Annotated in this window: 17 protein-coding genes; 6 read left to right on the top strand and 11 right to left on the bottom strand. The window is 64.9% G+C overall.

The annotated features are described in order from the left end of the window. Positions 1–110: 110 nt before the first annotated feature. The 8 genes from FNV92_RS01895 to FNV92_RS01860 all read right to left on the bottom strand — a co-directional run bounded on the left by FNV92_RS01895 (position 111) and on the right by FNV92_RS01860 (position 9,999). Positions 111–3,074 carry a 2-oxoglutarate dehydrogenase E1 component gene (locus tag FNV92_RS01895; RefSeq protein ID WP_143842463.1) on the bottom strand — a complete coding sequence of 988 codons (2,964 nt, stop codon included), beginning with the start codon at positions 3,072–3,074 and terminating at the stop codon, positions 111–113. Positions 3,075–3,211: 137 nt separating this feature from the next. After that, positions 3,212–4,096 (bottom strand): succinate--CoA ligase subunit alpha, encoded by an 885-nt coding sequence (sucD, locus tag FNV92_RS01890; protein ID WP_143842464.1) that lies wholly within the window; start codon positions 4,094–4,096, stop codon positions 3,212–3,214. A gap of 34 nt (positions 4,097–4,130) precedes the next feature. Beyond that, positions 4,131–4,610, bottom strand: coding sequence for a DUF1579 family protein (locus FNV92_RS01885; protein WP_014439022.1), 480 nt, complete (start codon positions 4,608–4,610; stop codon positions 4,131–4,133). A 4-nt stretch (positions 4,611–4,614) separates the two neighbouring features. Next, the gene (sucC, locus tag FNV92_RS01880) at positions 4,615–5,811 is read right to left on the bottom strand and encodes an ADP-forming succinate--CoA ligase subunit beta (RefSeq protein WP_014439021.1); all 1,197 of its coding nucleotides are present in this window, start codon (positions 5,809–5,811) and stop codon (positions 4,615–4,617) included. Between the two features lie 203 nt (positions 5,812–6,014). Next, positions 6,015–6,983 carry a malate dehydrogenase gene (gene mdh, locus FNV92_RS01875; protein WP_014439020.1) on the bottom strand — a complete coding sequence of 323 codons (969 nt, stop codon included), beginning with the start codon at positions 6,981–6,983 and terminating at the stop codon, positions 6,015–6,017. Positions 6,984–7,242: 259 nt separating this feature from the next. Beyond that, positions 7,243–8,427, bottom strand: a complete 1,185-nt coding sequence (gene zapE, locus FNV92_RS01870) for a cell division protein ZapE (protein WP_014439019.1) — start codon at positions 8,425–8,427, stop codon at positions 7,243–7,245. A gap of 205 nt (positions 8,428–8,632) precedes the next feature. Continuing rightward, positions 8,633–9,169, bottom strand: coding sequence for an RNA 2',3'-cyclic phosphodiesterase (gene thpR / locus FNV92_RS01865; RefSeq protein WP_143842465.1), 537 nt, complete (start codon positions 9,167–9,169; stop codon positions 8,633–8,635). Between the two features lie 185 nt (positions 9,170–9,354). After that, positions 9,355–9,999 carry an arylesterase gene (locus FNV92_RS01860; protein WP_168213775.1) on the bottom strand — a complete coding sequence of 215 codons (645 nt, stop codon included), beginning with the start codon at positions 9,997–9,999 and terminating at the stop codon, positions 9,355–9,357. A gap of 55 nt (positions 10,000–10,054) precedes the next feature. Here FNV92_RS01860 and FNV92_RS01855 point away from each other — a divergent pair, with 55 nt between their 5' ends. From FNV92_RS01855 to FNV92_RS01840, 4 genes are all read left to right on the top strand, one after another. Continuing rightward, positions 10,055–10,777, top strand: a complete 723-nt coding sequence (locus FNV92_RS01855) for an ABC transporter ATP-binding protein (protein WP_143842467.1) — start codon at positions 10,055–10,057, stop codon at positions 10,775–10,777. Beyond that, the gene (locus tag FNV92_RS01850; protein ID WP_143842468.1) at positions 10,774–13,344 is read left to right on the top strand and encodes an ABC transporter permease; all 2,571 of its coding nucleotides are present in this window, start codon (positions 10,774–10,776) and stop codon (positions 13,342–13,344) included. The genes FNV92_RS01855 and FNV92_RS01850 overlap by 4 nt, the downstream gene beginning before the upstream one ends. Before the next feature lie 271 nt (positions 13,345–13,615). Beyond that, on the top strand, positions 13,616–14,407 hold the full coding sequence (locus FNV92_RS01845; RefSeq protein ID WP_014439013.1) for a Bax inhibitor-1/YccA family protein: 792 nt from the start codon (positions 13,616–13,618) through the stop codon (positions 14,405–14,407). A gap of 212 nt (positions 14,408–14,619) precedes the next feature. Next, positions 14,620–15,150: a GNAT family N-acetyltransferase gene (locus FNV92_RS01840; protein ID WP_143842469.1), complete on the top strand. Its 531-nt coding sequence runs from the start codon at positions 14,620–14,622 to the stop codon at positions 15,148–15,150. Positions 15,151–15,159: 9 nt separating this feature from the next. Here the strand turns inward: FNV92_RS01840 and FNV92_RS01835 are convergent, their stop codons facing one another. From FNV92_RS01835 to acnA, 3 genes are all read right to left on the bottom strand, one after another. After that, on the bottom strand, positions 15,160–15,528 hold the full coding sequence (locus FNV92_RS01835) for a DUF2794 domain-containing protein (protein WP_014439011.1): 369 nt from the start codon (positions 15,526–15,528) through the stop codon (positions 15,160–15,162). Between the two features lie 594 nt (positions 15,529–16,122). Then, a complete protein-coding gene (locus tag FNV92_RS01830; RefSeq protein WP_143842470.1) occupies positions 16,123–16,899 on the bottom strand; it encodes a DUF1223 domain-containing protein in 777 nt (258 codons plus the stop codon). Between the two features lie 214 nt (positions 16,900–17,113). Beyond that, on the bottom strand, positions 17,114–19,834 hold the full coding sequence (gene acnA, locus FNV92_RS01825) for an aconitate hydratase AcnA (protein ID WP_143842471.1): 2,721 nt from the start codon (positions 19,832–19,834) through the stop codon (positions 17,114–17,116). Positions 19,835–20,088: 254 nt separating this feature from the next. On the opposite strand from acnA, the gene ccmA reads away from it, so the two are divergent. Together ccmA and ccmB are read left to right on the top strand one after the other, a co-directional pair. Then, positions 20,089–20,691, top strand: coding sequence for a heme ABC exporter ATP-binding protein CcmA (gene ccmA / locus FNV92_RS01820; protein ID WP_143842472.1), 603 nt, complete (start codon positions 20,089–20,091; stop codon positions 20,689–20,691). 208 nt (positions 20,692–20,899) lie between these two features. Then, positions 20,900–21,568 (top strand): heme exporter protein CcmB, encoded by a 669-nt coding sequence (gene ccmB / locus FNV92_RS01815; protein ID WP_014439007.1) that lies wholly within the window; start codon positions 20,900–20,902, stop codon positions 21,566–21,568. Positions 21,569–21,629 lie beyond the last annotated feature (61 nt).

The following is a 21,629-nucleotide window of genomic DNA, read 5'->3' as shown; positions in this document are numbered from 1 at the left end:
GCCATCCAGCAAACCGGACGTCGTACTCTGCGCGGACGTCGCGGCGTACTGGATGCCCCGCTCCGATGCGCGATTGCGCACAAGGCGGGGCATGACGCAGTTCAAAAATTTTAGCTCAGTGCTTCGTCCAGGAACGCCTTCAACTGCGCCTGATGCTTGGACATCAGACCAGTGGCGGTCGCGGCGGAAGCGGCGCGACCGACATAACGCGGACGCCGGCTGACGCCGTTCACCTGGTTCAGCACCCATTCCAGATACGGCTCGATGAAGTGCCACGCACCCATGTTGCGCGGCTCTTCCTGGCACCAGATCACTTCCGCCTTCTTGAAGCGGGACAGCTCGGCCACCAGCGCCTTCAGCGGCACCGGATAGAGCTGCTCGACGCGCATCAGGTAGATGTCGTCGATGCCGCGCTTCTCGCGCTCCTCGTAGAGGTCGTAATAGACCTTGCCGGAGCACAACACGATGCGGCGGATCTTCTCGTCGGGGACGAGCTTGACCGCCTCGCTCGGAAGCATCTGGGCGTCATCATACAGGATGCGATGGAACGTCGTGCCCTTGGCGAGCTCCTCGAGCCGCGAGACCGCCCGCTTGTGACGCAGCAGCGACTTCGGCGTCATCACGATCAACGGCTTGCGGATCTCGCGATGCAGCTGGCGGCGCAGCACGTGGAAGTAATTCGCCGGCGTGGTGGGGTAGACCACCTGCATGTTGTCTTCGGCGCACATCTGCAGATAGCGCTCGAGACGTGCCGAGGAGTGCTCCGGTCCCTGGCCCTCATAGCCGTGCGGCAAGAGGCAGACGAGACCGGACATGCGCAGCCATTTGCGCTCGCCCGAGGAGATGAACTGGTCGAACACGACCTGCGCGCCGTTGGCGAAGTCGCCGAACTGGGCTTCCCACAGCGTCAGCGTGTTCGGCTCGGCGAGCGAGTAGCCGTATTCGAAGCCGAGCACGGCCTCTTCCGACAGCAGCGAGTTGATGACCTCGTAATGGCCCTGCTCGTTGCCGAGATGGTTGAACGGCGTGTAGCGGCTCTCGTCTTCCTGGTCGATCAGGACCGAGTGGCGCTGCGAGAAGGTGCCGCGCTCCGAATCCTGGCCCGACAGGCGGACGTGATGGTTCTCGTTGAGCAGCGTGCAGAACGCCAGCGCCTCGCCGGTCGCCCAGTCGATACCCGTGCCGCCGTCGATCGCCTTGGAGCGGTTTTCGAGGAAGCGCTGGATGGTGCGGTGGACGCGGAAGCCGTCCGGCACCTTGGTGATCTTGCGGCCGATGTCCTTCAGGACCGGCAGGTCGACGCCGGTGACGCCGCGGCGCGCGTCCTCTTCCTGGTCTGCGATCTTGAAGCCGGCCCACTTGCCATCGAGCCAGTCGGCCTTGTTCGGCTTGTAGGAGGTGCCGGCTTCAAACTCGGCATCGAGCCGTGCGCGCCAGTCGGCCTTGGCCTTGTCGACCTCGCCCTGGGTCATCACGCCTTCGCTGACGAGGCGGCGGGAATAGAGCTCGAGCGTGGACGGATGGGCCGCGATCTTCTTGTACATCACCGGCTGGGTGAAAGCCGGCTCGTCGCCTTCGTTATGGCCATGCCTGCGGTAGCAGAACATGTCGATGACGACGGGCTTGTGGAATTTCTGCCGGAACTCGGTCGCGACCTTGGCCGCGAACACGACGGCTTCCGGATCGTCGCCGTTGACGTGGAAGATCGGCGCGTCGATCATCTTCGCCACATCCGACGGATAGGGCGAGGAGCGCGAGTAGCGCGGATAGGTGGTGAAGCCGATCTGGTTGTTGACGATGAAATGCACGGAGCCGCCGGTGCGGTAGCCCTTCAGGTCCGACAGGCCGAAGCATTCCGCGACCACGCCCTGGCCGGCGAACGCGGCGTCGCCATGCATCAGCAGCGGCATCACCGAGATGCGCTGGTCCGGCGGATCGCCATGCTGATCCTGCTTGGCGCGGACTTTTCCGAGCACCACGGGATCGACGATCTCAAGATGCGAGGGGTTGGCGGTGAGCGACAGATGGATGCGGTTGCCGTCGAACTCGCGGTCCGAGGACGCGCCGAGATGGTACTTGACGTCGCCCGACCCTTCGACCGCGTCGGGATTGGCCGAGCCACCCTTGAATTCGTGGAACAGCGCGCGATGGGCCTTGCCCATCACCTGCGTCAGCACGTTGAGGCGGCCGCGATGCGGCATACCGAGCACGACTTCCTTCACGCCGAGATTACCGCCGCGCTTGATGATCTGCTCGAGCGCGGGGATCAGCGCTTCACCGCCGTCGAGGCCGAAGCGCTTGGTGCCGGTGAACTTGGTGTCGCAGAACTTCTCGAAGCCTTCGGCTTCGACCAGCTTCATCAGGATCGCGCGGCGGCCTTCGCGGGTGAACGAGATTTCCTTGTCCGGCCCCTCGATGCGCTCCTGGATCCACGCCTTCTGCGCGGCATTGCTGATATGCATGAACTCGACGCCGAGCGTCTGGCAGTAGGTCCGCTCGCAGATCGCGGTGATTTCGCGCAAGTTCGCGTATTCGAGACCGAGCACGTGATCGAGGAAGATCTTGCGGTCGAAATCGGCTTCGCTGAAGCCGTAGGTGCGCGGGTCGAGCTCCTCGCGATTGCGCGGAGCTTCGATGCCGAGCGGATCGAGCTTGGCATGGAAGTGGCCACGCATGCGGTAGGCGCGGATCAGCATCAACGCGCGGACGGAGTCGCGCGTGGCCTGCAGCATGTCGGCGGAGGAGAAATCAGCGCCCTTGTTGGCTGCCTGGGCCTTGGCGGCGATCTTGGCGCCGACCTTCTTCTCGACTTCGGCCCAATTGCCGTCGAGGGCGGAGGTCAGGTCGTCCTGCGGGGTCGGCGGCCAGTTGTCACGCTCCCAGGACGGGCCCTGGGCGTTCTTGCGGACGTCGTCCGGCTGGTCCTTCAGGCTCTTGAAGAACTCCTGCCACTCGGCATCCACCGAGGACGGATCCTTCTCGTAGCGGGCGTAGATTTCGTCGATGTAGGTAGCGTTGGTGCCCTGCAAAAATGATGACAAGGCAAAGGCTGCGTTCGCGTCCTGGCGAGACATACTTGAGTTCCTGGCGATTTCGGTTCGCGCATAACAAACGGCGCTGGCGCCGAGCTCCCCCGACAGGACCCGACGCGACAGGCACCCTTTACCCTATTTGCTGCGAAACTTCGCCCGGAAAAGTACGAAGAAGTGAATTAGCCTTTCAACTTTTCGGCAAGCGTGTGGCCGAGGCGAGCGGGAGACGGCGACACTGTAATCCCTGCCGATTTCATAGCGTCGGTCTTGGAACCGGCGTCGCCCTTGCCGCCCGAAATGATCGCGCCGGCATGACCCATGCGGCGGCCGGGAGGTGCGGTCACGCCGGCGATGAAACCGACCATCGGCTTCTTGCGGCCGCGCTTGGCCTCGTCCTTGAGGAACTGGGCGGCGTCTTCCTCGGCGGAACCGCCGATCTCGCCGATCATGATGATCGCTTCGGTCTTGGGGTCGCCGAGCAGCATCTCCAGCACGTCGATGAACTCGGTTCCCTTGACCGGGTCGCCGCCGATGCCGACCGCGGTGGTCTGGCCGAGGCCCTCCTGGGAGGTCTGGAACACGGCTTCGTAGGTCAGCGTACCCGAGCGGGAGACGATGCCGACGGAGCCGGTCTTGAAGATGTTGGCGGGCATGATGCCGATCTTGCACTCGCCGGCGGTCATGACGCCCGGGCAGTTCGGCCCGATCAGGCGGGATTTGGAGCCGGACAGCGAGCGCTTGACGCGCACCATGTCGAGCACCGGAATGCCTTCGGTGATGCAGACGATCAGCGGGATCTCGGCGTCGATCGCCTCGCAGATCGCATCCGCCGCGCCCGGCGGCGGCACGTAGATCACCGACGCGTCAGCGCCGGTCTTCTCGCGCGCCTCGCGAACGGTGTCGAACACTGGCAGGTTCAGATGCGTCGAGCCGCCTTTGCCCGGCGAGGTGCCGCCGACCATCTTGGTGCCGTAGGCAATCGCGGCCTCCGAGTGGAAGGTGCCGTTCTTGCCGGTGAAGCCCTGGCAGATGACCTTGGTGTTCTTGTCGATCAGGATGGACATGAGGTCTGCTTTCGCGAAACTAACGAGTGAGAGGTCAGTGGATGCGGCGGTAGACGCCGGTGAGCACGTCGGCCCAGCCTTCCGCGTCCGGCGAGAACTGGATCTTCAACGAATAGGAATTGTCGTCGATGATTTCGTAGACGTGGCGCGCATTGCCGCGCAGCGAGCCGCGCACCAGCGTCAGGGTCTTGCCGACCCACCCGCCGGAGGCGGGCGATGGCGGCGTGTAGCCGAGCGAATCGTACCAGAACAATTTGTAGGTCCGGTCGTCGCGATCGTAGGTGAAGAGGCCATGGGTGGCGAAGCTCTGCTTGCCACCGCGCATCTGGATTGCATCCTGGATCAGATAGAATCCGTTGAGGTCCATGCGCGCGTGGACGTGAGAGGTGGCGGGGCCGCCCTCCGTCCAGCGCGAGGGGAAGACCACCTCTTCACCATCCCATTCGCCAGCGAACGCGGCGAGACGCGCGTGCTCTGCAAGCGGGGACGATGCGGCGAGATGGTCCTGGGTCATGGCCTCAGCCTCCCTTGACGGCCTTCACGATCTTCTGCGCGGCGTCATCGAGATTGTCGGCCGGCACCACGTTCAGGCCGGATTCATTGATGATCTTCTTGCCGAGCTCGACATTGGTGCCTTCGAGGCGGACGACCAGTGGCACGCTGAGGCCGACCTCGCGCACCGCGGCGGTGACGCCCTCGGCGATCACGTCGCACTTCATGATACCACCGAAGATGTTGACCAGGATGCCCTTCACGTTGGGATCGGCGGTGATGATCTTGAACGCGGCCGCGACCTTCTCCTTGCTGGCGCTGCCGCCGACGTCGAGGAAGTTCGCCGGCGCCATGCCGTACAGCTTGATGATGTCCATCGTCGCCATGGCGAGACCGGCGCCATTGACCATGCAGCCGATATTGCCGTCGAGCGTGACGTAGTTGAGGTCGTGCTTCGACGCCTCGATTTCCTTGGCGTCTTCCTCGGTCTCGTCGCGCAGCGCGAGCACCTCGGGATGACGGAACAGCGAATTGTCGTCGAACGACACCTTGGCGTCGAGCACGCGGAGCTGGCCCTGCTTGGTCACGACCAGCGGGTTGATCTCCAGCATCGCCATGTCCTTGGCAACGAAGGCCGCGTAGAGCTGCGCGGTGAGCTTCTCGGCCTGCTTGGCGAGGTCGCCCGTGAGCTTCAGCGCGTTGGCGACGGTGCGGCCGTGATGGCCCATGATGCCGGTCGCGGGATCGATCGAGAAGGTGACGATCTTCTCAGGGCTGTTGTGCGCGACGTCCTCGATGTTGACGCCGCCTTCGGTCGACACCACGAACGAAACACGCGAGGTCTCGCGATCGACCAGGATCGAGAGATAGAACTCCTTGTCGATGTCGGAGCCGTCCTCGATGTAGAGGCGGTTGACCTGCTTGCCGGCGGGGCCGGTCTGGATCGTCACCAGCGTCGCGCCGAGCATCTGCTTGGCGAATTCGGTGACCTCGGCGGCCGACTTGGCGATGCGGACGCCGCCCTTGTCGCCGGCGGAGGCTTCCTTGAACTTGCCCTTGCCCCGGCCACCGGCGTGGATCTGGCTCTTGACCACCCAGACCGGACCCGGGAGCGCCTTGGCGGCGGCTTCTGCGTCAGCCGCCTTCAGGACCGGAACGCCCTTGGAGATCGCCACGCCGAACTCGTTGAGCAGCGCTTTGGCCTGATATTCATGGATATTCATATGGTCGCTCCCTGAACCCGCGGGCGGTGACCTCGGAGGCCCACCTCAGTCTTGTGGCTGGCATACCATATACCACAGGAACTGCAACCCGGATTCTCTGACATCGAGATCTCTGGACTTTCGACCGGAACCCGCCCGACACGGCCCCCGGAAATGAAACCGCCGAAGACCGGTTTTCGATCTTCGGCGGGATTGTTTGCGCCTTAGCGGCCGAGAAGATCGGGGGCGATCTTCCTGCAGGCGTCTACCAGGCCCTGCACCGCGCCGACCGACTTGTCGAAGGCCTCGCGGTCCTTGCCGGAGAGCTCGATCTCGACGACGCGCTCGACGCCCTTGGAGCCGATCACGACGGGCACGCCGACATACATGTCCTTCACGCCGTATTCGCCGTTGAGGTAGGCGGCGCTGGGCAGCACGCGCTTCTTATCACGCAGATAGCTCTCCGCCATCGCGATCGCGGAGGCTGCCGGCGCGTAGAAGGCCGAGCCGGTCTTGAGCAGGTTGACGATCTCGGCGCCGCCGTTGCGGGTGCGGTCGACGATCTCGTCGAGGCGCGCCTGCGAGGTCCAGCCCATCTTGACGAGGTCGGGCAGCGGGATGCCGGCGACGGTGGAATACTTCACCAGCGGCACCATGGTGTCGCCGTGGCCGCCGAGCACGAAGGCGGTGACGTCTTCGACCGAGACGTTGAACTCGTCGGCCAGGAAGTAGCGGAAGCGCGCCGAATCCAGCACGCCGGCCATGCCGACGACCTTCTTGTGCGGCAGGCCCGAGGCCTTCTGCAGCGCCCAGACCATCGCGTCGAGCGGGTTGGTGATGCAGATGACGAAGGCGTCGGGCGCGTACTTCTTGATGCCGGCGCCGACCTGCTCCATGACCTTGAGGTTGATGGAGAGGAGGTCGTCGCGGCTCATGCCGGGCTTGCGCGGCACGCCGGCGGTGACGATGCAGACCTTGGCGTTGTCGAGCGCTTCGTAGGAGTTCGCACCGGTGTAGTGGGCGTCGAAGCCGTCCACCGGGGAGGACTGCGCGATGTCGAGCGCCTTGCCCTGCGGCACGCCCTCGGCGATGTCGAACATCACCACGTCGCCCAATTCCTTCAGGCCGATGAGATGAGCCAACGTTCCGCCGATCTGACCGGAGCCAATCAAAGCAATCTTGTCGCGCGCCATGTGAACCTGTCCTCTAGACATCCAGGAGGGAAAACTGAGTGGGTGGTTATCCCTTTCGCTTTCCCCGTTCAAGTCGCCGGATGCCCAATTGTCGGGCTTGCCGAGATGGGAGCCAGCACACCCCGGCCGTCATTCCGGGATGCGCCGACAGGCGCAGGTCCGGAATCCATCGGGCGGCAGAGTTAGCGGCGCGATGGATTCCGGGCTCGCGACTTCGTCGCGCCCCGGAATGACACCGGAGAAAATGGTGAAATAGGACTTAAGTCTCTACGAGACCCTTGGTCGAGCCGCTGGCGGTGGAATCCTTGCGACCGTGAGGCAGCGCCAGATAGGATTCCGAGCTCATTTCGATCAGGCGCGAGGCCGTCCGCTTGAACTCGTTGGCCTCGTTGCCCTCGTGGGCGAGGTACAGCGAGATCGGGTTGGCATCGGCCGAGGCCATCAGCTTCACGGCATTGTCATAGAGCGCGTCGATCAGCGTGATGAAGCGCTTGGCGGAATTGCGCTGGGAGGCGTCCATCACTGGAATATGGTCGACCAGGATGGTGTGATAGTCGTGCGCCAGCCTGAGGTAATCGGATGCGCCGAGCGGCTTCTCGCAGAGATCGGCGAACGAGAAGCGCGCCACGCCATGGGCTGAGCACGGCACGTGCAGGATGCGGCCCTTGATCAGAATATCGCGCGACTTGCATTTGGCGCCGCCCGACATCCTCGACCAGGCGCGGTCGAGCGCGGCGTCCGCGTCGCCGTCGGCCGGCGTCAGCCACATCGGCACGCCCTGAAGCTTCTCCAGCCGGAAGTCGGTGCGCGCATCGAGCCGCGCCACGTCCATGTGGTCGGTGATCTGCTTGATGAAGGGCAGGAACAGCGAACGGTTCAAGCCGCCCTTGTAGAGATCGTCCGGCGCGACGTTGGAGGTCGCGACCACCACGGTGCCGAGCTCGAACAATTTAGCGAACAGGCGACCGAGGATCATCGCGTCGGCGATATCGGTGACGTGGAATTCGTCGAAGCAGAGCAGCCAGCTCTCCTCGAAGATCGCGTTCGCGGTCAGTGCGATGACGTCGCCATCGGCGATCTCGCCGCGCGCGATGCTCTGGCGATAGTCGTAGATGCGCTCGTGCACATCGGCCATGAATTCGTGGAAATGCGCGCGGCGCTTGTGCTCGACAGTGGAGTGCTGGAAGAACAGGTCCATCAGCATGGTCTTGCCGCGGCCGACCTCGCCATGGATGTAGAGCCCGCGCGGCGCCTCATCCTTGTCGCTACTGAACAGGCGCGCGAGCAGGCCCTGCTTGCGCTGCGGCTTGTAGTCCGCGAGCCGCTGGTCGAGCGCCGTATAGGCCTCGGCGACCTCGGCCTGTGCGGCATCGGGCTCGATCGCCCCGGAGGCGATCTGGGCCTGGTATGCCTCGCGGAATGTGGAACTGGGGGTGGAGAGCATGGCCCTTTACCGCCAGAGACCGGCGGAAATTGCAAGCCGTGAATTGGTGGGCGGGGTATGCGTTCCGTGTCCCGGACGCGCTGCAGCGTGCAACGCTGCTGCGCAGAGCCGGGACCACTGTTTCGTTCATTGCCGTGGAGCGATGGGCCCCGGCTCAGCAGTGCACCACTTCGTGGCGCACTGCGTCCGGGGCACGAGAGCAGTGCTACTCACACAGCTCGTAGGCATCCTCGACGACATACGGGCCGCCGCCGGTCGAGGCGCGCGACGAGAACAGCACGAAGCGCTCGGCCGTGAATGCCTTGCTCGGGAAGTAGCCGCGCAGCGAGAGATAGTCGGCGACGTCACGGTCGGTGGCGTCGTGCAACCGGGCCAGCGTGACATGCGGGATGAACTTGCGCCCCTCCGGATCAAGTCCGATCCGCTGCATCATGCGTTCGAGCTCGGCCTGCAATTCGATCAGCGGCTTGCTCGGCGCGATGGTGGCGACCACCGCGCGCGGCTTGCGACCGCCGAAGCTCGTCAGGCCCTGCACCTTCACCTCGAACGGCTTGCGGTTGACGCGAAACAACATCGAGGCGATCTCGTTGGCGGACATGCCGTCGATATCGCCGATGAAGCGCAGGGTGACGTGATAATTTTCGGGATCGATCCAGCGGGCGCCGGGAAGGCCGCCCCGCAAATTGGAAAGCGTCTGGCCGACCTCGGCCGGAATTTCCAGACCTGTGAACAAACGCGGCATCGTTTCGTACTCCCGATGCTTGGGCATGATCCCTGGGAAGGATCATATCCAAATTTTAGAGCCGGCGACGAATCACCGGTACCCTGATTCCTATCGCGTTTGTGTGACTCTGCGAAGCATGACCCGTGAACTCACGGGATAACCCCTGGCCTACTTTTGGCGTTAGGGTTAGCGCTGCCTGCTTTTCAACTCCGTTGCTCGCTTATGGTGCGCAAAAATGCCTCGGCCGTGGGCATGATGTTGCCAACGATGATGTCGACGCCTGCCGCGGTCGGATGGATGCCGTCGGCCTGGTTGAGCTTGGCGTCGGCGGCGACACCGTCGAGGAAGAACGGATAGAGCGGCACGTCGAATTTTTTCGCCAAATCAGGATAAATCGAATTGAAGCGCGCCGCGTATTCGGCGCCGTAATTCGGCGGCGCCAGCATGCCGCACAGCATCACCGCAATCCTGCGCGCCTTGAGACGCGTGACGATGTCGGTCAGCGCGGCACGCGTCAAATCGGGATCGATGCCGCGCAGCGCGTCGTTGGCACCGAGCTCGATGATCACGCCGTCAGTTCCGTCAGGCACCGACCAGTCGAGCCGGTCGCGGCCGCCGGAGGACGTATCGCCAGACACCCCGGCATTCGTCATATCGACGGCTATGCCTTTGGCCTGCAAGGCTTTTTGGAGCTTCGCGGGGAATGCTTCCTGGGCCGGGAGGCCGAGGCCGGCACTCAAGGAATCGCCGAGGACCACCAGCTTGAGCGGTTTGGCGGCCGGCTGTGCCTGTGCCGACGCTGTCGTCGCAATTGTCATCAAAGCGAGCATCAACACGGCTATGTGCATGAAGAATCCGTAACGCCTCTCGACCGCGCTAGCGGAGTTGCCATATGACCGGACCATGGACACTCGCATCGAATCCTCTTCGCTCGCCGGCACCACGCCGGACACCATCGCCATCTCCAACGTCAATCTCTCATTGGGAACGGGGGCGGCACGCGTTCACATCCTCAAGGATATCAGCTTGCGCGTCGGCTCGGGCGAGACGATCGGCCTGATCGGCCCGTCAGGCTCGGGCAAATCCACGCTGCTGATGGTGATGGCGGGGCTGGAGCGTCCTGATAGCGGAGAGGTGGTGGTCAATGGCACGCCTTTCAATGCCCTCGACGAGGACGCGCTCGCCCGCTTCCGCGGCCGCCAGGTCGGCATCGTCTTCCAGTCCTTCCATCTGATCCCGACCATGACGGCGCTGGAGAACGTCGCCGTGCCGCTCGAGCTTGCCGGCAATCCCGATGCCGCCAAGCGCGCGGCGCAGGAGCTGCAATCAGTCGGACTCGGCGACCGCCTGCATCATTATCCGACGCAACTCTCCGGCGGCGAGCAGCAGCGCGTCGCGCTCGCGCGCGCGCTGGCGCCCGATCCCGCCATCCTCGTCGCCGACGAGCCGACCGGCAATCTCGACGAGACCACGGGAAAACAGATCGTCGACCTGCTGTTCGGCAAGCATGCCGAGCGCGGCATGACGCTGGTGCTGGTCACGCACGATTCCTCACTCGCGCATCGCTGCGATCGCGTGATCCGGCTGCGCTCCGGGCGCATCGACACGCAGTCTGCACCGGCATGAGCGCTGCTGCCGAACCTTTCGCCCGGCCGAGCGCCGTCGCGCTGTCGCTGCGTTACGCGTTGCGCGAATTGCGCGGCGGCCTGCGCGGCTTCTATGTCTTCATCGCCTGCATCGCGCTCGGCGTGATGGCGATCGCCGGCGTCGGCTCGGTGTCGGCAAGCCTCAGCGATGGTCTCGCCCGCGAAGGCCGCACGCTGCTCGGCGGCGACGTTTCCTTCGTGCTGTTCCAGCGCGAGGCCAAGCCCGAGGAGGTCGCCTTCCTGCGCTCGCGCGGCGCCGTCTCCGCCGCCGCCACCTTGCGCGGCATGGCGCGCGCGGCCGACGGCCAGCTGGCGCTGGTCGAGATGAAGGCGGTCGACGATACCTATCCGATGCTCGGCCAGTTGACGCTGGCGCCGCCGCTACCGATGTCCGACATCCTTGCGGAGCGCGACGGCGCGTTCGGGGCGGCCGCCGATCCGACGCTTCTCGCCCGTCTCTCTCTCAAGACCGGCGACCGCGTCACCATTGGCTCGGCGACGTTCCAGATCCGCAGCGCGGTCGAGGCCGAGCCGGACAAGCTCGCCGGCGGCATCGGTTTCGGACCGCGCTTCCTGATCAGCGAGGCGGGCCTGCGCGCCACCGGCCTGATCCAGCCCGGCAGCCTGGTGCGCTGGGTCTACCGGGTGAAACTGCCTGATACCGCCAACAGCGAGCGCGCCACCGACGCTTTCATCGCGGATGCGCGCAACGCCGCGCCGCAGGCCGGCTGGGAAATCCGCAGCCGCTCCAATGCCTCGCCGCAGCTCGAGCGCAACATCAGCCGCTTCACGCAATTCCTGACCCTGGTTGGCCTCGCTGCGCTGCTGGTCGGTGGGGTCGGCGTCGCCAACGCCGTGAAGAGCCATATCGACCGCAAGCTCGAGGTGATCGCGGCCTTCAAGGCGGTCGGCGCCACCGGCCGCGACGTGTTCGGCATCTATCTGGCGCAGGTGATCCTGCTCGCTGCGATCGGCTCCGTGATAGGATTGGTGCTCGGCGCCGCCATGCCCTTCGCCATCGTCGGATTGTTCGGGAAACTGCTGCCGCTGCCGGTGGTGGCGGCGGTGCATGCCGACGAGCTTGCGCTGTCCTTCGTCTATGGCATCCTGACCGCGCTGGCCTTCGGCCTGTGGCCGCTCGGACGGGTGCACGACGTGCCGGTGGCCGCGCTGTTCCGCGACACCATCAGTTCGGATTGGCACCGGCCGCGCTGGAGCTACCTCGTCTTCATGGCCGTCGTGGTCGCGCTGCTGATCGCGGTCGTGATCGGCCTGTCGTTCGACAAGCGCATCGCCGCGGTGTTCGTGGCCTCCTCCGTCGTCGTGTTCGCTTTGCTCCGCGGCATCGCCGCACTGCTGATGACGATCGCGCGGCGGCTGCCGCGGACGCGGCTGCCCATGCTGCGGCTTGCGATCGCCAACATCCACCGGCCAGGCGCGCTGACGCCCTCCGTCGTGCTGTCGCTGGGGCTCGGGCTCGCCGTGCTCGTCACCATCACCCAGATCGACGGCAATCTGCGCCGGCAGTTCCTCGCGGCCCTGCCCGACCAGGCGCCGTCGTTCTTCTTCATCGACATCCCGAGCACGCAGGCCGCCGAGTTCGACGGCTATCTGCGCCGGATCGCGCCGGGCGCAAAGGTCGAGGACGTCCCGATGCTGCGCGGGCGCATCGTCGGCGCGCGAGGGTTGCGCGCCGAAGAGCTCAAGCCGACCACCGATTCGGAGTGGGTGCTGCAGAGCGACCGCGGCCTGACCTATACCGCCGAGCTGCCGAAGGGCTCCAAGGTGGTCGAGGGCGAATGGTGGCGCGCCGACTATTCCGGCCCGCCGCTGGTCTCGATGGAGAAGAAGATCGCCGACGGCCTCGGCCTGAAGCTCGGCGACGAGGTCGTTGTCAACGTGCTCGGCCGCGACATTCCCGCCAGAATCGGCAATCTGCGCACCATCGACTGGCAGGGGCTCGGCATCAATTTCGTGCTGGTATTCTCGCCGAACGCCTTCAAGGGCGCGCCGCACACCCATATCGCGACCCTGACGGAAGCCGGCGGCAATGCCGCGGGCGACGGCAAGATCATCAAGCAGGTCGCCGACGCCTATCCGATGGTGACGAGCGTGCGCGTGCGCGAGGTGATGGAGACGGTCGGCGCGGTCGTGACCAACCTGGCGCTCGCGATCCGCGGCGCCAGCGCCGTGACCCTGATCTCGGCGATCCTGGTGCTGGGCGGGGCGCTCGCCGCCGGCCATCGCCACCGGGTCTATGATGCGGTGATCCTGAAGACCCTGGGCGCGACCCGGCTGCGCCTGCTCGGCGCCTACGCCCTCGAATATCTCCTGATCGGGCTCGCGACCGCGGTGTTCGGCGTGATCGCCGGCAGCGTCGCGGCCTGGATGATCGTGACGCGGCTGATGACGCTGACGTTCGTCTGGCAGGCCGGCAGCGCGGCCGGCGTGGTCGCGGCCGCCCTCATCGTCACGGTCGGGCTCGGGCTCGCCGGCACGCTCCTGGCGTTGAACAAAAAGCCCGCCACGGTGTTGCGCAATTTGTGACAAATGGTAGCGGCTGGCCTTGTGGGAGCGAAATCGCACGAATCCTGCGATTAACCACGTCCGCTCGTCGAGATTGCAGGAGGGGGCGACATTCAGCCGCGCGTGGACCGTTGCAGCGGATGTGTTAGTTTCCCACATATCGGATGGGTTCGGAGCCCCGATTGTGAGCCAAATTTAATGACGGCCCACAGCGGTATCCGAGATAGAATTTGACGAACCGGCGGCATGGCGACCCTCGTGCCGGACCGGACCAACCAATGGGAATTCGACCATGTCGGACCTAGACCGTAACTACGCTTCTCCTTTCGGCAGGGCCGCCGGGCGTGTTGACGCCGCGACGGTCGATGCCGGCCTGCGCGCCTACATGCTGCGCATCTACAATTACATGAGCATTGGCCTGGCCATCACCGGCCTGGCCGCGCTCGGTGTCTACATGGCCGCCGTGACCGACGTTCCGACCCCGGAAGCCGTCCGCGTCGGCAAGCTGTTCCTGACGCCGTTCGGCTACGCGATGTTCGTCAGCCCCCTGAAGTGGCTGTTCATGCTCGCGCCGCTCGCCATGGTGTTCGTGATCTCGGCTGGCATCAACCGCCTGGCCCCGTCGACCGCCCAGATCCTGTTCTGGGTGTTCGCGGCGCTGATGGGCATCTCGCTGTCCTCGATCTTCCTGGTGTTCACGCACACCTCGATCGTTCGGGTGTTCTTCATCACGGCGGCGACCTTCGGCGCGCTCAGCCTCTATGGCTACACCACCAAGCGTGACCTCACCGGGATGGGCTCGTTCCTGTTCATGGGCCTGATCGGCATCATCCTCGCGAGCCTGGTCAACCTGTTCCTGGCGAGCACGATGCTGCAGTTCATCGTCTCGGTGGTCGGCGTGCTGGTGTTCGCGGGTCTCACCGCCTGGGATACCCAGCGGCTGAAGAACGACTACATCTACGGCTACGCTTCGGCCGGCGGCGACATCGCAGAGCGTGCGGCCATCACCGGCGCACTGTCGCTGTACCTGAACTTCATCAACCTGTTCACGCTGCTGCTGCAGCTCCTCGGCCAGCGCGACTAAGCGCCAGCCTGAGAGAACGGACACGAACCCCGGCCGAGAGGCCGGGGTTTTTGTTTGGGGCGGCGCTTCACCCACGTCATTGCGAGCGCAGCGAAGCAATCCAGAGTCCCTCCGCGGATGCATTTCTGGATTGCTTCGCTACGCTCGCAATGACGCTGTGGAGACGCCAGTGGCCTCTTCCAGCCGTCGCGGGAAGGCTCTAATCTTGCCCCATGTCCGCACCCGAAATCAGGCCCACGCTCGAGGCCGACCTCCCCGCCATCACCGCCATCTACCAGCAGGCTGTCCGTGAGGGCACCGCGACGTTCGAGCTGGAGCCTCCTGACCTCGCCGAGATGACGCGGCGCTATGGCGCGCTGATCGACGGTGGCTACCCCTATTTCGTCGCCATCCTCGACGGCCGCCTCGCCGGCTACGCCTACGCCGGCGCCTACCGGCCGCGGCCGGCCTATCGCTTCACGGTCGAGAACTCGATCTATCTCGACCCCGGCTTCCATCGCCGCGGCATTGGGGGGCTCCTGCTGGAGCGGCTGATCACCGAATGCGAGGCGCGCGGCTTCCGCCAGATGATCGCGGTGATCGGCGATTCCGCCAATGCCGGCTCGATCGGCGTGCACACCAAAGGCGGCTTCAAGATGATCGGCACGCATCCCAGTGTCGGGCTGAAATTCGGCCGCTGGCTGGACACGGTGATGATGCAGCGCGCCCTCGGCGAGGGCGCGAAGACGGTGCCGGGGACGTAGCCGAACTCGTCACACCACTGCCAGCTTCCGGTCGATCACCAGCAGCACCCGCTCGAGCTCGTGGCCGCGGCGCAGGATCAGGCCGGTCGCCGAGATCACGCTGTACATGCCCTGCTTGCGCGCGAGCCGCGGATCCTTCTCGATGCGATAGATCGGCACTTCCGAGGCACGTCGGTAGACCGAGAACACGGCGCGATCCCTCAGGAAGTCGATGGCGTAGTCGCGCCACTCGCCGTCGGCGACCATGCGGCCGTAGAGATTGAGAATGCGGTGCAGCTCGAGCCGGTTGAAGGTCACCCGGGTCGGCTGCGTGTTCGCAGCGGCGGGGCGCGCCGCCGCGCGCTGCTCGCTCGGATCGGCATCCTCCGACAGACTCATGGAACGCCTCCTGTCGCCTCAGCATGATCGCGTCCGCGAAGACCGTCCCCGGAACCGCGGATCATGACAGTTGCATGATCGCGCCAACTGTTCCCGGCCGCAAGAGGCTCCTCACTCAACTCATTGAATCGCGTGCGAATCACAGCACACGCAAGAGTGGAACTCTGTCGCGACGAACCGTCACGGGATCGTTAGCAGGAATCATAGTATCGCCGCTTTTCCGCCAAGCGCCCGCCGCCCTGCATTGCGAAAAGACCTGTGTGCGTTGACCCGGTCCTTTCGGTTCCGGATTCCTCAGCCCCCAGCCCCCCGGGGTCGAACAGGATCGGGTCTGTACGCACGACAAGGAGGGCCAACGCAAGTTGGTCCTTTTTTGTTTGTGTCGGGATATTGCTGGCCCCGACGGATCTTTCTCTCAACATCCGCGCAAAAACTCTCTCCCTCATCCTGAGGGCCCGCGAAGCGGCGTCTCGAAGGATCGAGGCTAGAGAGGCATCAGCGGGGCCTGCATGGTTCGAGACGCGCGCAAGAGCGCGCTCCTCACCATGAGGGTTGAGAGTGGTCTTCGGAGATCGAGATTTCGAAGCGTGCGCCTCAGTGCAGCGACGTGTACGCCGCGCCGAGCATCGGGCCCGGCTTCTCGCGGCTGCCGTCCTGGACGTAGACCACTGCGCCGTCGACGCCGTCGCGCGTGAGGTTCTCGATCGGCACGGTCCAGCTCTCCGAACGGCCGGTCCAGTCGCCGACCTTGAGCAGGTTGCGCACGACGTTGTGATAGGTGACCTGCTGTCCGCGATTCTCGCCGCGGCTGATCGCGATCGGCACCGACCTGGCGATCGAGCAGATCCAGACTTCGCCATGCGATACCGCCGGCTCATTGCTCGCGGCCACAGAGACGTTGATCTGCTTGCCCGAGAGCGACATCGTCACCGGCACGCTCATTACGCCCGTGCCCTTGTCGGTTTTGCCGATCGCATTCTCGATGCCGGCGCGGTCGCTGCCGATGACATGCGTGGAGCCGTTGACAACGACCTGCGGCGTGTAGACCTCGCGGTCGCCGCGCATGCGCGAATAGGCGCGTTGCCGCGCCGAGAAGCGGGAATCCGCCAGCGTGTCCTTCCAGCCGAGATAGTCCCAATAGTCGATCGGCATGCTGAGCGCGATGACGGAGGGATCTTTGGCGAGGTCGCCGATGATCTTGTCGGCGGGCGGGCAGGACGAGCAGCCCTGCGAGGTAAACAATTCGACAACGGCACGAGGATCGGCGTGCGCGGGACGAATGACGGCGACGATAGCGCAGATGCCGAGTGCTCCGGACCAGAGTGCACCGGACCAGCGCGAAACCAGATTTGAGGCCATCATTGCAGTCATGTCGAACGTCACACCTCGCACGCGTTGCGGAATATCCTATCGCCTGATGGTCACCGTAGTCTTACGGCATCGCGCATCAAACCGTCCAGGGCGAGGTTTTCCGCCGGGCGGGGCCATCGAAAGCGCCGTAACGCGCGAAGGCGGCCTTGTGATAGGCCGCCCTCGTTTAACCTTCTACTCACGTCGCAGTGAGCCACCGTTCACAAATTCGCGCTTAGGCCGCGAGCTTGCGCAGCACGTAGTGCAGAATGCCGCCGTTGCGGTAGTAATCGAGCTCGTCCAGCGTATCGATGCGGCAGAGCAGCGAAACGCGCTGCAACGAACCGTCGCCGGAGACGATCTCCGCGGTCAGCTTCTGACGGGGCTTCAGATCGCCGACGAGGCCGCGCAGCGTGACCTTCTCGTCGCCCTTCAGGCCGAGCGACGACCATGAGGTGCCCTCCTCGAAGGTCAGCGGCAGCACGCCCATGCCGACCAGGTTGGAGCGGTGGATGCGCTCGAAGCTCTGGCAGATCACGGCGCGGACGCCGAGCAGACGCGTGCCCTTCGCGGCCCAGTCGCGCGAGGAGCCGTTGCCGTATTCGGCGCCAGCGAACACCACCAGCGGCACCTGCTCCTGCTGGTACTTCATCGCGGCGTCGTAGATCGACATCTGCTCGCCGTCGGGCCAGTGCTTGGTGAGACCGCCTTCCGGAATGTTGCCGTCGGCGCCCTTGAGCATGAAGTTCTTGATGCGGATGTTGGCGAAGGTGCCGCGCATCATGACTTCGTGGTTGCCGCGCCGCGTGCCGTACTGGTTGAAGTCGGCGGGACGCACCTGGTGCTCGCTGAGATATTTGCCCGCGGGCGAGGTGAGCTTGATCGAACCGGCCGGGGAGATGTGGTCGGTGGTGATCTTGTCGCCGAACATGGCGAGGATGCGGGCCTCGACGATGTCGGTGACCGGCTCCGGCTCCTTCTTCATGCCCTCGAAATAAGGCGGGTTCTGCACGTAGGTCGAGCTCATGTTCCAGCGATAGGTCTCGCTCTCGACCGTCTTGATCTTGCGCCAGTTGGTGTCACCCTTGAACACGTCGGCATACTTCTTCTTGAAGATCGCCGCGGTCACGAACTTCTTCATGAAGGCGTTGATCTCCTTGGTCGTCGGCCAGATGTCCTTCAGGTAGACCGGCTTGCCATCCTTGCCCTCGCCGAGCGGCTCGACGGCGAGGTTCTTGGTGACGCTGCCCGCGAGCGCGTGCGCGACGACCAGCGGCGGCGAGGCCAGATAGTTCGCCTGCACGTCCGGCGAGACGCGGCCTTCGAAGTTGCGGTTACCGGAGAGCACGGCGGCCGCGACGATGCCGTTGTCGTTGATCGACTTCGAGATCTCTTCCGGCAGCGGACCGGAATTGCCGATGCAGGTGGTGCAGCCGAAGCCGACCAGGTTGAAGCCGACCTTGTCGAGATCTTTCTGGAGACCGGAATCGGCGAGATAGGCCGCGACCACCTGGCTGCCCGGCGCAAGCGAGGTCTTCACCCACGGCTTTGCCTTGAGACCCTTCGCGGCTGCGTTCCGGGCCAGGAGGCCGGCGCCGATCAGCACGCTCGGGTTCGAGGTGTTGGTGCAGGAGGTGATCGCGGCGATCACGACGTCGCCATGGCCGAGGTCGAAATTCTTGCCTTCGACGGCAAAGCGCTTGTTCGGCTCTTCGGCCTTCTTGTATTCGGTGTTGAGGGCGAGCGAAAAGCCTTCTGCGACCGACGGCAGCGCGATGCGGCCTTCGGGGCGCTTCGGACCGGCCATCGAGGGCACGACGTCGCCGAGGTCGAGCGTCAGCATCTCGGTGAACACCGGATCGGCCGACTTGGCGGTGCGGAACAGGCCCTGCGCCTTGGCATAGGCCTGCACCAGCGCGACGCGCGGCGCCGCCCGGCCGGAGGTCTTGAGATAGTCGATCGCGGCAGCGTCGACCGGGAAGAAGCCGCAGGTCGCGCCATATTCGGGCGCCATGTTGGCGATGGTGGCCTTGTCGGCGACGGACAGATGATCGAGGCCGGGGCCGAAGAACTCGACGAACTTGCCGACGACGCCGAGCTTGCGCAGCATCTGCGTGACCGTGAGCACGAGGTCGGTCGCGGTGACGCCTTCCTTCATCGCGCCCTTGAGCTTGAAGCCGACGACGGTGGGCAGCAGCATCGACAGCGGCTGGCCGAGCATGCAGGCTTCCGCCTCGATGCCACCGACGCCCCAGCCGAGCACGGCGAGACCGTTGACCATGGTGGTGTGCGAGTCGGTGCCGACCAGCGAGTCGGGATAGGCGACCTCGAAGGTGCCGGTCTTTTTGCCGACCGTCATCTTCTCCTTCTTGGTCCAGACCGTCTGGGAGAGGTATTCGAGATTGACCTGGTGGCAGATGCCGGTGCCGGGCGGCACGACCGAGAAGTTCGAGAACGCCTTCTGGCCCCACTTCAGGAACTCGTAACGCTCCTGGTTCTGCTTGTATTCCTCGGTGACGTTCTTGCCGAAGGCCTTGTTGTCGCCGAAGAAGTTCACGATCACGGAGTGGTCGATGACGAGATCGACCGGCACCAGCGGGTTGATCTTCTCGGCATCGCCGCCGAGCTTCTGCATCGCGTTGCGCATCGCGGCGAGATCGACCACCGCGGGAACGCCGGTGAAATCCTGCATCAGCACGCGCGCCGGGCGGAACGCGATCTCGTGCTCCAGCGACCTCTTGCGCAGCCATTTCGAGACCGCGACGATGTCAGCCTTCTTGACCGTGCGGCCGTCCTCGTTGCGGAGAAGATTTTCGAGCAGCACCTTCATCGAATAGGGGAGTTTCGAGATTCCCTTCAGACCATTCTTCTCGGCCGTGGGCAGGCTGTAATAGACATAGGTCTTGGCGCCGACCTTGAGGGTCTTTTTGCATTTGAAGCTGTCGAGCGAGGTCATGTAGGAAATCCCAATTGTTAGTTATACCCGGCAAGGGGTATTTTAACACCGTCAGCGAAGCCGGCTGGATCGCTTGCAGGGGCAGGTTGAGTTGCTGCATCAAGTAGTTCCGGGCTTATAGAAGCTTTCTAACCGCGCCGCCACAGCCACAATCGTACCGCAGCAATTCGCGAGCCAAAAATTCCCATGCGCTACCCCAAGATTTCCTGAGGCCTGCTTTGAGCAGATCGGACCAAGGATCGGACCAAGGCAGGATGCAGCTTTCCGGACACGGGGTGGTTTGCGTGCGGGGCGGCCGCGAGGTGTTTGCCGGGCTCGATTTCGAGGCCACGTCCGGCGAGGCCGTGGCGGTGATGGGTCGCAACGGCTCAGGCAAGACCTCGCTGCTGCGGCTGATCGCGGGCCTGCTCGTGCCAGCCGGCGGGACAATCGTGCTGGAGGGGGGCGATGCCGAGCTGACGCTGCCGGAGCAGTGCCACTATCTCGGCCATCGCGACGCCCTGAAGCCGGCGCTGAGCGTGGCGGAAAACCTGTCATTCTGGGCCGATTTCCTCGGCGGCGAGCGCTGCGATGCCGGCGAAAGCCTCGCCACCGTCGGGCTCGACCATGCCACCCACCTGCCGGCCGGCTTCCTGTCCGCCGGCCAGCGCCGCCGGCTCTCGCTGGCCCGGCTGCTGACGGTCCGCCGCCCGGTCTGGCTGCTGGACGAGCCGACCACGGCGCTCGACGTGACCGGGCAGGACATGTTCGGCGGCCTGATGCGCGAGCATCTGGCGAGGGGCGGGATGATCATCGCGGCGACCCATGCTCCGCTGGGGATCGATTCGCGGGAGCTGCGGATTGGGGGTTTGGCGTGATTCGCCTCGACCCTCAGCTTTTCGAGCGGCCACAGATGTCGCTCCGGGCTCCCTCGCCTCTCCCGCTTGCGGGAGAGGTCGGCGCACAGCGCCAGGTGAGGGTTCTCTCCTCTCGGGGAATCTTCATTGTCGAGGCACCCTCTCCCCAACCCTCCCCCGCAAGCGGGGGAGGGAGCGCACCGCCCTCCGGGCGCGACGGAGCCACCCCATGACCGCCCTGTCCGCCCTTATCCGCCGGGACATCCGGATCGCGCTTCGCGTCGGCGGCGGGGCGCTGATCGGTGTGCTGTTCTTCCTCACCGTGGTGGTACTGATGCCGTTCGCGGTGGGGCCGGATCTGGCGCTGCTGTCGCGGCTGGGGCCGGCGATCCTGTGGCTGGGCGCGCTGCTGGCAAGCCTGCTCACCCTGGACCGGATGTTCATGGCCGACCATGAGGACGGCTCGCTCGACTTGATCACGATGAGCCGGACGCCGCTGGAACTCGCCTGCGCCGGCAAGGCGCTGGCGCATTGGCTGGCGGCGGGCCTGCCGCTGATTGTCGCAACCCCGGTGCTGGGCCTCCTCCTCAACCTCGACATGGTGGCGACCGGCGCGGTGGCGCTGACGCTGCTGGCCGGCACTCCGGCGCTGACCTTTACCGGCATGATCGGCGCGGCGCTGGCGGTGACGCTGCATCGCGGCGGGCTGTTGATGGCGGTGCTGGTGCTGCCGCTGTCGATTCCCGTGCTGATTTTCGGGGTCGCGGCCTCCCAGGCGGTGATCGTCGGTCCGATGACGTTCGGCGCGCCGTTCTCGATCCTGTGCGCGCTGTCGCTGGTCAGCCTCGTGATCGGACCGTTCGCGGCGGCGGCGAGCCTGCGGCAAGGGCTCGACTGACACGGGCTTGACTGACCTTGACCCCGATCAATTTTCGCTGCGGGCTTTCGTGCTGATTGCG

Origin of the sequence: Bradyrhizobium cosmicum, from assembly GCF_007290395.2 — a bacterium.
GTDB lineage: Bacteria > Pseudomonadota > Alphaproteobacteria > Rhizobiales > Xanthobacteraceae > Bradyrhizobium > Bradyrhizobium cosmicum.
Note: the sequence above shows the minus strand (reverse complement) of the source record. Positions and strands in the feature narration are given on the sequence as shown.

What these genes read in the sequence shown, in the direction of transcription:
- FNV92_RS01855 (WP_143842467.1), top strand. Translation starts at nt 10,055, where the DNA reads ATGGACACTCGCATCGAATCCTCTTCGCTCGCCGGCACCACGCCGGAC.
- FNV92_RS01840 (WP_143842469.1), top strand. Translation starts at nt 14,620, where the DNA reads ATGTCCGCACCCGAAATCAGGCCCACGCTCGAGGCCGACCTCCCCGCC.
- FNV92_RS01850 (WP_143842468.1), top strand. Translation starts at nt 10,774, where the DNA reads ATGAGCGCTGCTGCCGAACCTTTCGCCCGGCCGAGCGCCGTCGCGCTG.
- ccmB (WP_014439007.1), top strand. Translation starts at nt 20,900, where the DNA reads ATGACCGCCCTGTCCGCCCTTATCCGCCGGGACATCCGGATCGCGCTT.
- sucC (WP_014439021.1), bottom strand. Translation starts at nt 5,811, where the DNA reads ATGAATATCCATGAATATCAGGCCAAAGCGCTGCTCAACGAGTTCGGC.
- FNV92_RS01835 (WP_014439011.1), bottom strand. Translation starts at nt 15,528, where the DNA reads ATGAGTCTGTCGGAGGATGCCGATCCGAGCGAGCAGCGCGCGGCGGCG.
- thpR (WP_143842465.1), bottom strand. Translation starts at nt 9,169, where the DNA reads ATGCCGCGTTTGTTCACAGGTCTGGAAATTCCGGCCGAGGTCGGCCAG.
- FNV92_RS01830 (WP_143842470.1), bottom strand. Translation starts at nt 16,899, where the DNA reads ATGACTGCAATGATGGCCTCAAATCTGGTTTCGCGCTGGTCCGGTGCA.
- FNV92_RS01885 (WP_014439022.1), bottom strand. Translation starts at nt 4,610, where the DNA reads ATGACCCAGGACCATCTCGCCGCATCGTCCCCGCTTGCAGAGCACGCG.
- sucD (WP_143842464.1), bottom strand. Translation starts at nt 4,096, where the DNA reads ATGTCCATCCTGATCGACAAGAACACCAAGGTCATCTGCCAGGGCTTC.
- mdh (WP_014439020.1), bottom strand. Translation starts at nt 6,983, where the DNA reads ATGGCGCGCGACAAGATTGCTTTGATTGGCTCCGGTCAGATCGGCGGA.
- FNV92_RS01845 (WP_014439013.1), top strand. Translation starts at nt 13,616, where the DNA reads ATGTCGGACCTAGACCGTAACTACGCTTCTCCTTTCGGCAGGGCCGCC.
- zapE (WP_014439019.1), bottom strand. Translation starts at nt 8,427, where the DNA reads ATGCTCTCCACCCCCAGTTCCACATTCCGCGAGGCATACCAGGCCCAG.
- ccmA (WP_143842472.1), top strand. Translation starts at nt 20,089, where the DNA reads ATGCAGCTTTCCGGACACGGGGTGGTTTGCGTGCGGGGCGGCCGCGAG.
- acnA (WP_143842471.1), bottom strand. Translation starts at nt 19,834, where the DNA reads ATGACCTCGCTCGACAGCTTCAAATGCAAAAAGACCCTCAAGGTCGGC.
- FNV92_RS01860 (WP_168213775.1), bottom strand. Translation starts at nt 9,999, where the DNA reads ATGCACATAGCCGTGTTGATGCTCGCTTTGATGACAATTGCGACGACA.
- FNV92_RS01895 (WP_143842463.1), bottom strand. Translation starts at nt 3,074, where the DNA reads ATGTCTCGCCAGGACGCGAACGCAGCCTTTGCCTTGTCATCATTTTTG.